This is a genomic window from Pedobacter sp. MC2016-24, from assembly GCF_015223055.1.
Lineage (GTDB): Bacteria > Bacteroidota > Bacteroidia > Sphingobacteriales > Sphingobacteriaceae > Pedobacter.
In genome coordinates, this window is sequence record NZ_JADFBX010000007.1 from 298,233 (window position 1) to 309,112 (window position 10,880).

Annotated in this window: 11 protein-coding genes; 7 read left to right on the forward strand and 4 right to left on the reverse strand. The window is 38.3% G+C overall.

Going from position 1 to position 10,880, the window contains the following annotated elements; translation table 11 throughout:
* Positions 1-244: 244 nt before the first annotated feature.
* The 4 genes from IM797_RS17880 to IM797_RS17895 all read left to right on the forward strand — a co-directional run bounded on the left by IM797_RS17880 (position 245) and on the right by IM797_RS17895 (position 4,190).
* Positions 245-808 carry a UbiX family flavin prenyltransferase gene (locus IM797_RS17880; RefSeq protein WP_194128518.1) on the forward strand — a complete coding sequence of 188 codons (564 nt, stop codon included), beginning with the start codon at positions 245-247 and terminating at the stop codon, positions 806-808.
* Positions 809-883: 75 nt separating this feature from the next.
* A complete protein-coding gene (gene mtaB, locus IM797_RS17885; protein WP_194128519.1) occupies positions 884-2,203 on the forward strand; it encodes a tRNA (N(6)-L-threonylcarbamoyladenosine(37)-C(2))-methylthiotransferase MtaB in 1,320 nt (439 codons plus the stop codon).
* Between the two features lie 32 nt (positions 2,204-2,235).
* On the forward strand, positions 2,236-3,390 hold the full coding sequence (locus tag IM797_RS17890; protein ID WP_194128520.1) for a prolipoprotein diacylglyceryl transferase: 1,155 nt from the start codon (positions 2,236-2,238) through the stop codon (positions 3,388-3,390).
* Positions 3,391-3,401: 11 nt separating this feature from the next.
* On the forward strand, positions 3,402-4,190 hold the full coding sequence (locus IM797_RS17895) for an inositol monophosphatase family protein (protein ID WP_194128521.1): 789 nt from the start codon (positions 3,402-3,404) through the stop codon (positions 4,188-4,190).
* Between the two features lie 79 nt (positions 4,191-4,269).
* On the opposite strand, the gene IM797_RS17900 is transcribed toward IM797_RS17895, so the two are convergent.
* The 3 genes from IM797_RS17900 to IM797_RS17910 form a co-directional block, all read right to left on the reverse strand.
* The gene (locus tag IM797_RS17900) at positions 4,270-4,821 is read right to left on the reverse strand and encodes a NifU family protein (RefSeq protein WP_194128522.1); all 552 of its coding nucleotides are present in this window, start codon (positions 4,819-4,821) and stop codon (positions 4,270-4,272) included.
* A 78-nt stretch (positions 4,822-4,899) separates the two neighbouring features.
* Positions 4,900-6,246 (reverse strand): adenylosuccinate lyase, encoded by a 1,347-nt coding sequence (gene purB / locus IM797_RS17905; RefSeq protein WP_194128523.1) that lies wholly within the window; start codon positions 6,244-6,246, stop codon positions 4,900-4,902.
* A 139-nt stretch (positions 6,247-6,385) separates the two neighbouring features.
* Positions 6,386-6,604 carry a hypothetical protein gene (locus IM797_RS17910; protein ID WP_194128524.1) on the reverse strand — a complete coding sequence of 73 codons (219 nt, stop codon included), beginning with the start codon at positions 6,602-6,604 and terminating at the stop codon, positions 6,386-6,388.
* Between the two features lie 502 nt (positions 6,605-7,106).
* Between IM797_RS17910 and IM797_RS17915 the strand changes: the two genes are divergently transcribed.
* The 3 genes from IM797_RS17915 to IM797_RS17925 all read left to right on the forward strand — a co-directional run bounded on the left by IM797_RS17915 (position 7,107) and on the right by IM797_RS17925 (position 10,185).
* Complete coding sequence (locus IM797_RS17915; protein WP_194128525.1) at positions 7,107-7,673, forward strand: sigma-70 family RNA polymerase sigma factor; 567 nt, start codon at positions 7,107-7,109, stop codon at positions 7,671-7,673.
* A 1-nt stretch (position 7,674) separates the two neighbouring features.
* Complete coding sequence (locus IM797_RS17920) at positions 7,675-8,766, forward strand: S1C family serine protease (RefSeq protein WP_194128526.1); 1,092 nt, start codon at positions 7,675-7,677, stop codon at positions 8,764-8,766.
* 114 nt (positions 8,767-8,880) lie between these two features.
* On the forward strand, positions 8,881-10,185 hold the full coding sequence (locus tag IM797_RS17925) for a site-specific integrase (RefSeq protein WP_194128527.1): 1,305 nt from the start codon (positions 8,881-8,883) through the stop codon (positions 10,183-10,185).
* A gap of 13 nt (positions 10,186-10,198) precedes the next feature.
* Here the strand turns inward: IM797_RS17925 and IM797_RS17930 are convergent, their stop codons facing one another.
* The gene (locus IM797_RS17930; RefSeq protein ID WP_194128528.1) at positions 10,199-10,624 is read right to left on the reverse strand and encodes a hypothetical protein; all 426 of its coding nucleotides are present in this window, start codon (positions 10,622-10,624) and stop codon (positions 10,199-10,201) included.
* Positions 10,625-10,880 lie beyond the last annotated feature (256 nt).

Sequence of the window (10,880 nt, forward strand, 5' to 3'; positions counted from 1 at the left end):
GAATTTTATTAAATATTAAGAAATATTATAGGTTTTGGCAGAATTGTGGATAATTATGTAAAATGTATCGTAAAAAAATATGTTTAAACTTTCATTTGTTAAAAAAAGATATTACATTTGAGCTTACCCTTCAAGGGTATGTTTTTCATAGGTAGATGTAGGGTCGAAAATTTATTTTCGGCCCTTTTTTATTTAAGGTGTTCCGTATCTTTACAAGCAAACAAAACCCTGATAATTTTACCGGATGAAGAAGAAGAAAATCGTTGTTGCAGTTACTGGTGCCAGTGGGTCCGTTTATGCTAAGCTCTTGTTGGATAACCTGATAAAGCTATCAGATCAGATTGAAAAGGTAGGTGTTGTGATGTCAGACAATGCAAAAGAGGTTTGGCGCTTTGAATTGGGCAACGCAGATTACGATCATTATCCTTTCGATTTCTATCCCAAAATGGATTTTAATGCCCCATTTGCTTCGGGCTCTGCAAAATTTGACACCATGGTGATTATTCCCTGTTCCATGGGAACATTGGGCAGAATTGCCCATGGCATTTCAAATGATTTGATTTCCAGGGCCGCTGATGTGATCTTAAAAGAACGGCGAAAATTAATTGCCGTAGTGCGCGATACCCCTTTAAGCCTCATCCACATCAATAATATGAAGACCGTGACAGAAGCTGGCGGGATCATCTGTCCGGCAAGCCCGTCCTTTTATTCCATTCCCACCACAATAGAGGAGGTGGCTCAAACTGTAGTCAGCCGTGTGATCGACCTGGCTGGTCTGGAGCAGGACAGTTATCGTTGGAATGAATAGTTTTTTCCTATCTTTGCACTTTGAGTGAAACCTGCATTTGCAAGCTTCATTACAAATGGAATCCATAAAGAATTAATGAAAAAGGTTGCATTTTATACGTTAGGTTGTAAGTTGAATTTTTCCGAAACCTCAACAATAGGCAGATTATTTACAGATGCCGGTTATGCCGTAGTCGATTTTACAGCAGGTGCAGATGTATATGTCATCAATACCTGTTCTGTTACAGAACATGCTGATAAAAAATGCCGAAAGGTTGTAAAGGAAGCTTTGAAGTATTCTCCTCACGCCTACGTTACCATTGTAGGTTGTTATGCGCAACTGAAACCCACAGAAATTGCTGAAATTGAAGGTGTGGATATGGTATTGGGTGCTGCTGAGAAATTCCGTATCGTCGAATTCATCTCTGACCTGACCAAGCAGCCTAAAGCGGTGGTTCACCAGCAAAACATCGAAAAAGTAAACCATAATTTCATTGCCGCTTATTCTATTGGAGATCGTACCCGCACTTTTTTAAAAGTCCAGGACGGCTGTGATTATCCTTGTACGTATTGTACCATTCCCCTTGCGCGCGGCGGGAGTCGTAGTGATACCATTGAAAATGTAGTCAACCGGGCTCAGCAAATTGCCGAAAGCGGTGTGAAAGAAATTGTATTAACCGGAGTTAACCTGGGCGATTTTGGTATTCGTGACGGAAAAAGAGAAGATAAGTTTTTTGACCTTGTTAAAGCGCTTGATGAGGTTGAAGGCATAGAAAGAATCCGAATTTCCTCTATAGAGCCCAATTTGTTAAGCAATGAAATCATTGAATTTGTAGCAAACTCCAAAAGGTTTGTACCTCATTTCCATATTCCACTTCAATCCGGATCCAATAAAATACTGGGCCTGATGAAAAGGCGTTACCAAAGGGAACTGTATACGGAGCGTGTAGCCAAAATTAAAGCAGTTATGCCAAATTGCTGTATCGGTGTAGACGTGATCGTTGGCTTTCCTGGTGAAACGCATGACGATTTCCTGGACACTTACCAGTTCTTAAATGAATTGGAAATCTCTTATTTGCACGTATTCACCTATTCTGAACGGGAGCAAACCGAAGCAGCTGAAATGAAAGGCATTGTTGCCGGCAGTCAGCGTGCAGACCGGAGTAAAATGCTGCATATTTTATCTGATAAAAAACGCAGGGCTTTCTATGAATCGCAGATTGGCAGCATTGCTGAAGTTCTTTTTGAGGACGATCAGAAAAGTGGCTTTATGCATGGCTTTACCAAGAACTATGTGAAAGTAAAGGCCAAATATGATCCGGTAATGGTCAACGAAATCAAAACTGTGAAATTGATTGAATTATCTGCCGATGGGGAAGTAGAAGTTGCCGAAATACAGGAAGTTTTAGCGCATTAATCCTATATTCGCAGTAAACTTTTTTTTATCGTATGTTTCCTACAGTATCTCATTTTATAGAATACCTTTTCGGCGTTCAGATCCCTTTACCATTCAACACCTTTGGTGTGTTTGTTGCCTTAGCTTTTATTGCCGGATACTGGGCCTTTACCCAGGAATTTAAACGGAAAGAAGCGTTGGGGATTTTGCTTCCGCTAAAAAAGACCATTGTTGTAGGAAAACCGGCAACAACCATGGAGTTGGTATACAACGGGATATTCGGTTTTTTAATCGGGTATAAACTGGTTTACGCACTGTTAAATTATCAGCTTTTTGTATCAGACGCACAAACTGTGCTGCTGTCTGCGAAAGGAAATATCATCGGTGGAATCCTGTTTGCTGCGCTGTTCGCTTATTGGGATCAGAAAGAAAAAAGCAAAGTCAAACTGGATAAGCCTAAAAATGTTGAGGTCACCCAACATCCTTACGAGCTGATGGGCAATCTGATTGTTTGGGCCGCAATCTGGGGCTTTCTGGGGGCTAAAATATTTGATAACCTGGAACACTGGGATAGCTTTGTTCAAGATCCAATCAACAGCTTGTTGTCCTTTAGTGGTTTAACTTTTTACGGTGGTTTAATCTGCGGAGGTGCTGCGGTACTGATCATCGCACGCAGAAATGGCATTAAACCTTTACATATGCTGGATATCGGCGGACCAGGGATGATGCTTGCGTATAGCGTAGGCCGTATCGGCTGTCACATGTCAGGGGATGGGGACTGGGGAATTGTAAATGCGAATCCCAAGCCTTTTGGCTGGCTGCCCGACTGGCTATGGGCTTACACTTATCCAAATAACGTAGCAAATGAAGGCAATCACATTGCCGGATGTGTAGGTAAATTCTGCAATGAACTGCCTTTACCGGTGTATCCAACACCAATATATGAAGTTATCGTTTGTTTCATCCTGTTTCTGATTCTTTGGAAAATCCGCGACCGCATTAAATCCCCAGGTACCATGTTTGGAATTTACCTGATGTTGAATGGAGTAGAACGCTTCTTTGTAGAATTGATTCGTGTCAATACCAAATATGATGTAGCAGGTATTCGATTTACCCAGGCCGAGCTCATCTCTGCCCTGTTATTCTTGTCTGGCTTGCTTCTTGTACTTTATTCTCAACGGAACAAAGAGAAATTGGCTAACTATTAAAAAATACAGATTTGAATTACGAATTACTATGTGCTAAAGTCATTGCTATAGCCAGGCTAACCGGCAATTTCATCAGGAAGGAATCCATGAACTTTGATGAAAACGCCATTGAGTTGAAAGGCCTGAACGACCTGGTGTCTTATGTAGATAAAAATGCGGAGAAGCAATTGGTTAGAAACTTAAGCAAATTACTTCCCGAAGCAGGTTTCATTACAGAAGAGAAAACCATCAATAAAACCGGGGAAGTCTACGACTGGATCATTGATCCTTTAGATGGCACCACCAATTTTATACATGGTATTCCTACATATTCCATCAGTATTGCGCTGTATGAACATAATCTGCCTGTCATTGGCGTGGTCTATGAGATCAACCGCGGAGAGATGTTTTCAGCCTATCACGGTGGCGGCGCATACTTAAATAACAAAGAAATCCAGGTATCCCGCAGAACACAGTTGTCCGACTGCCTACTGGCTACAGGGTTTCCATACCACAATTTTGAAAAGCAGGCCCAGTATATGAACCTTTTTGCCGACATGATGAGAAAGTGCCATGGCCTGAGAAGGATTGGCTCAGCAGCGGTAGATCTGGCTTATGTGGCTTGCGGCAGGTTTGATGCTTTCTTTGAATACAACCTGAATTCATGGGATGTTGCTGCAGGCGCGTATATTGTACAGCAGGCAGGAGGTCAGATTTTTAACTTTGAAGGAGGAGCAGAGTTTATAGAGAAAAGGGAAATCCTTGCAACGAATGCTAAGGTTACCGGAGAGATTGTCGCTACCATAAAACAATATTTTTAATCGGCTATAAACCAGATTACGAGCAAACAAAAAAGCCTGAATCATTCATGATCCAGGCTTTTTGTTATTTTTTATCAGCTTACAAAGCTTCAGATACTACTTCTTTAACCTCAGGAACCATGCGTTGCAATAAGTTCTGGATTCCAGATTTCAAGGTAATGGTTGAAGAAGGGCAACCACTGCATGAGCCTCTAAGCTCAACAGTTACAACACCTTCATCAAAAGATTTGTAGCTGATTGCACCACCATCCTGTTCAACCGCAGGGCGAACATAATCGTGCAAAATCTGCTGTATTTTAATTTCCAGATCAGTACCTTCAAAAGCAGGTGCTTCTTCCGAACTTTCTTCTTTAATTTTATATTCTGACTCTACTGCACCTTTAACAAACTCTTTCAGGAGTGGTTCAATATCAGCCCATTCTGCATCTTCGGTCTTGGTGATCGTCACAAAATTACTCGCGAAAAAGACACCGTTTACGAAATTAAACTTAAACAGTTCTTTTGCAAAAGGAGAATGCTCAGCACTTTCTTTAGTCGCAAAATCTTCACTGCCATTGATCAATAATTTATTGACCATGAATTTCATTGTAGCAGGATTTGGTGTTTGTTCTGTATATACGTTGATCGTCATTGTCTTCTTTTTTTATTACAAAAATAAATAATTCGTTGATGCAATTTCAGATAGCGGTGTCTGTTTTAGGTCATTATATTAAAACACCCCGGTGTAAGTAAAAGGAGTGATCTGTTTCAGTTCCTGTTTAATCTCTTCAGTTACATTTAAGCCATCAATAAAATCAGCCATTGTGGTTGCGGTAATCTTTTGATTGGTACGTGTCAGATCTTTCAGTGCTTCATAAGGATTCGGGTAAGCTTCTCTTCTCAAAATGGTCTGAATGGCCTCAGCGACTACAGCCCAGTTGTTTTCCAGGTCAGCAGCAATGGCTTCATTGTTTAAAAGAATCTTATTTAAGCCTTTCAGCGTTGAGGAAATGGCAATGGTGGTGTGTGCCATTGGTACACCAATGTTTCTCAATACTGTTGAATCTGTTAAATCCCTTTGCAAACGTGAAATCGGTAATTTTGCCGCGAAAAATTCAAATAATGCATTGGCAATACCCGCATTTCCTTCGGCATTTTCAAAGTCGATCGGATTTACCTTATGTGGCATAGCCGATGAACCTACTTCACCCTCTTTAATTTTTTGTTTGAAATAGTTTTTAGAGATGTAAGCCCAGATGTCCCTGTCCAGGTCAATAATGATGTTGTTGATTCTTTTCAAGGCATCGCATTGCGCCGCAAATTGATCGTAATGCTCAATCTGGGTGGTATGTTGTGCACGGGTTAAGCCCAAAGCCTCGTTGACAAACCGGTTAGAAAACTGTACCCAATTGATATTTGGATAGGCAATGTGGTGTGCATTGAAGTTTCCGGTAGCGCCACCAAATTTAGCACTGTTGGGGATGGACTTCAAATTGTTCAGCTGGATCTCCAGACGTTCTGCAAATACCAGGAACTCTTTACCCAATTTGGTTGGAGAAGCCGGCTGACCATGCGTATGTGCCAGAAGTGGTACATCTTTCCATTCATTGGCCAAAGCTTTTATTTTTTGAATCAGTTCAGAGATGTTTGGATAGTAAACCTCATCTAAAGCCAATTTGAAAGTAAAAGGAATCGCAGTGTTGTTGATGTCCTGAGAAGTTAAGCCGAAATGGATAAATTCTTTAAAGCTTTCCAGCCCAAGCAAATCGAATTGTTTTTTGATAAAGTATTCAACCGCTTTAACATCATGGTTGGTTACTTTTTCAGTGTCTTTAACTTCCTGCGCATGCGTATCGTCAAAATTTTCATGAATCAAACGTAATTTTGGATAATTCGATTTGTCGAACAAATCCAGTCCAGGTAAGCCAGCCTCGCATAATGAAATGAAGTATTCGATTTCTACATAGACCCTGTATTTGATCAATGCAGACTCAGAAAAATACCTGGACAGGCTTTGTGTTGTATTTCTATAACGCCCATCTACCGGAGAAATGGCTTGAAGTGGTGATAAATTCATTGAATAAAACGTTTGTTTAAAACGCAAAGATACGCATTGTCAGCCGTTTTTAGGAAGGGTAGGGCTGCGAAAAATCAATTAAACGAAAAAAGGCTTCGGAATTTCCGAAGCCTTTTTATAATTTCTATTTAGCTAGAGACTAGTGAGCTGGAGCAGCTGGTTTAGTTTCTTCAGTAGTAGTTTTAACAGTAGTATCTTTTACAGTTGAATCAGTAACTGTAGTATCAACTGTAGTTACAACAGCAGATGAGTCAGTTAAAGTAGTGTCAGTTGATTCTGCTTTTTTCTCAGAGTTACAAGCTGCTACTGATAAAGAGATTGCTAAAGCTAAAAAGCCAAATTTAAATGCGTTTTTCATTTTGATTCTATTTTATATAATTAATTAATTTTACTGTTTAATACGCTAAACTTTAAAAGGTAACCCAGGTAATTCAAAAAAAAATAAAATTATTTTTATTGCTCTCCTGCAAACCGGGCGCAAAGATAGCGTTTGCCATTAGATTATATAATTTATTTAAAATTATTTTTTGGTGTATGGATTTTGGTCGTACCAGGGTCTGAATGAATCTACCTTCAAAGCAGAGTGAATCCAGGCTGAGTCCACGTATTTTCTGAAAAAACGTGGACTCACCGTGGACTCACTGTGGACTCACTCCGAACCATATCCGGATCTTATCTTAGCGCAGCTTTAAATTCTGGTCATTTCATCTGTCGATTTTTTCCTGAATATTCAGTGGTGAAAAAAATAATTTGTGTGTTGGGTTACTCTTTGCGTTATAGATGTATTAACATAGAAGTTAAAAAAGATTATTTTTTTTAGTTAACATTGGGTTACCATTCACGTTTAAAGGTATTAATTGGTGAGTAATAAGTTAAGCAGTTCAGTTCCAACAGATAGAGAGGTTGTTTTAGGGATACTAAATAACTCAGAAGAAGCGCTAAATAAATTGTATACCGGGTATTTCCCGATGGTTTTACAATTTATCTTGAATAATAACGGTGATGAGGATGATGCAAAAGATGTGTATCAGGAAGGAATTATCGTATTGTACAATAAAATAAAAAGCGGAAATTTTGAGCTAACCAGTAAGTTAAAAACCTTTATATATTCAGTCTGCAGGCGCATTTGGTTAAAAAAGCTGTCTCAAAACAGCAGGAAAACAAAAGATGTGTCTGACTTTGATGACATCATCTCTGTAGAAGTTGATCTGGAAGAACATGAAGAAAAGGATCAGCGTTTTGAAAAAATGCAATCTGCACTACTAAATCTGGGTGAACCCTGTAAAACGATTATTCAGGATTTTTACATAAACAACCTCTCGATGCAGGATATTTGTGAAAAGTTTGGTTATACCAATACGGACAATGCCAAAACACAGAAATATAAATGCCTACAGCGGTTAAAGAAATTATTTTTTCAACATTGATATGAGGAACGAAATAGAATTGGAAGGTATTATTGAAGATTATCTAAATGGTAAACTGACTGAGGCTGAGGCACAGGCTTTTGAGCAATTGCGCTTAACTGACCCGTCTGTAGACCATAAGGTAGTTGCCCATAAGGTGTTTTTAGAATCTTTAAATGATTACGCTGATGTTTTAGATCTGAAGCATCAAATGAATCAGGCGCACGCACAAATCGATGTAGAAGGCCTAAGCAAAAAATTAGGTCCGCATCCTTCGTTTATTGTTAACTTATGGCGTAAAAATAAGGCAGCCATTGCTGTTGCAGCCTCTTTTATCCTGTTAACCATTGTGACCATTTATTCTATTCAGCAGACTACGCAGCAAACAGGCACGTATGAGAAGTTGAATAAGGAAATGAATAGCCTCAGGAGCTCTACAAACAGCCTGATCAGAAATGTAAAATCAACTCACAGTGTGAAGCCAAATGTCAATCCAGGTAAATTTGGAGGTACAGGTTTTGCGCTTTCTTCAAACGGATATATTTTAACCAGTCACCATGTGATCGAAAAATCTGATTCCGTATATGTACAGAACAGTAAAGGAGAATCTTACAAAGTGAAAATGGTGTACAGCGATCCTGTGAATGACATTGCCATCCTTAAAATTACCGATAGTGAGTTTTCTCCGCTGGCTCCTTTACCTTATTCTTTGAAAAGGACTTCATCCGGCATGGGAGAAAAGGTATATACGCTAGGTTATCCTAAAGATGACGTGGTATTTGGCGAAGGTTACCTGAGCTCAAGAACGGGCTTTAATGGCGATAGTTTAGCTTACCAGGTTGCCATAACCGTTAACCCGGGTAATAGTGGCGGACCGTTGTTAGACAATAGAGGGAATATCATCGGTATCATCAATGCCAAAGAGAGCAATTCTGATGGTGCTGCTTTCGCTGTAAAATCTAAATATATTGCTGAAGCTTTGAACGCGATTCCACAGGATTCATTGGTGAGAAGAATTGCTTCGACCAAGAAGAACCAGTTGCAGGGACTTAAATTAACCAAACAGATCGAAAAAGTTCAGGACTTTGTATTCCTGATCAAAGTTTACAAATAATATCTGCTTAAAATATTTAAAACCCCGAAACTTTCACTAAGTTTCGGGGTTTTATGTTTTTGACTATATTAGCCTACTTTTTATATTGAAAGGGATAAAAAAGGGAAAATAGAAATGGCTGATTTCACGTACGAAAAACTAAAATTGAATAAAGACAATCCTGAGAAGTGGTTTGTCTCATACACTATAAAATATACGCATCCTTTTGGATACAGAAACAAAACGGGTAAGGATTCCACGCCAAAAAAAGTACATTATATTAAATTGTATGGTGGTGAATATCTAGTAAAGCTAAACGATTATACTTCTGATGCTGCTAGGGAGCTAACTGGTGATAATTTGCTTCGTTGGGTTGAGAAAGATTTAAAAAAAGGTATTGATCCCAGGTTAAAGGGAGTAATATTAGAAGGAGAATTATATCAGGAGATAGAGCGGTCGAAAGGAGTTACATATGATGAGGCATACAAAATTATGGTTGACTACCATAATTGGGACAGCCCTGCGGAATCACAAAAATTAACAGCACGCAATAATAAGATATGGTTTAACGCTCAGTTTAGGCGTTTCGTAGACGAACTTGGTAAAACTGATGATGTAACTAAAATAACCAGTGAAGATTTAACAAAAATTATTATTAAACAAAATACTGAGGGCCGTTGGAGTATATCGACCTGTATCACAAAATTAGGTAATATGGGCTTTATGTTTGCTGCTTTAGTTGAAAAAGGTAAGATGGTAAGTAGTCCTACTTTTGGGTTGAAAGCCATTAAGAAAAAACTGAAAAGAACGGTACCGCAAAAACCGAAAACAAATCGTTTTGAGATTTGGACTCAAAAAGAAATCGATAATTTTAATAAGATAGGTAATTGTGATAAGTATTTGTATGATTATACTTTAGGTTTAACCTGCTACTATGCTTTTATTCGAAGAAGCGAGATGTTAAGACTCAAGCTAGGTATGTTGGATCTAGCGAATAATCGCTTTTGCATACCATCAGATATTACTAAATCTGCAAATAAATACGATTCTGTTACCACTTTGTATGTGAAAATCGATTCTAAATTAATGAGTGCTTTATTGAAATTTATAGAATTTAGATTTGGAGAAGATCAAAATCTAGATTATTTTCTATTTTCTTCCATTAGGCGCTTCGATTTACCTTATGATTATTACCAATACGACAAAGATTACAGATTACGACTGGGTAAGGCCTTGGATAACGGTAAAGCCAACTATAGTTTAAAGCACACTGGTGTGACGCATCTTTGGTACGATCAAAGTAAAAAGGGGGTGAGTCCAACCAGAATATTGGCTAAACTTCAAAAATTGTGTAGACATAGCAGTATCTTTCAAACGATGACATACTTATCAAACGATTTAGGAATTGATATCGATATTGATGAGCGTGAAGAAGATTAGATGGGTACCACTCTTATTTTTTCATTCTGGCAAGTATACTTGCCTTTATTAATGCTTCCTGCTTTTCGTCTTCGATATCCTGTAATTGTTCTTTTGTTAGTTTAGGGTTAGGTGACTGCTTTTCTGGTTTTTGAATGTTATCAAAAAATTTGGAAACTGGATTTAATTTTTCGCTGATAGTATTGAACTGCTGCATCATTGTATGATACATTGTTATATCCAACGTTGGTGTTGTTGCTACTGCCGCTTTTGCTTCTGCAAGCTCTGTTTCAAGACTTTTTAGATGTAGTTGTCTAGCCAGTTTTTCAGCTTTAAACTGTGTAGCATACGCTTCAAATGATTTTAACTTTGCCTGAGCTGGTTCTGAGGTAATTTTATCTTCTTCTTTATATGCGTCAGTAAAGACTTTTTTGAATGCTGTAACAAGGTCTTCTTTCATTAGTTTAATATTTTAAAAAAAATCTAAAAGACACCATAACCTGGTTAGCGGGTGTCTTTGGACTAAGATTTTGTGGTGATGCTAAGATATACCACTGATTGAAAAAATCAAGTGCCTATTTTAAACAAAAATGACCTACTATTGCAGCAGGTCATTATATGATGTGTAATTAATGAGTTTAAATGTTTGGAAAGTTACTATTGATAATTGTATTTACATCTGCAAGATCAACTTTTATTCTATTAATTACTGCAAT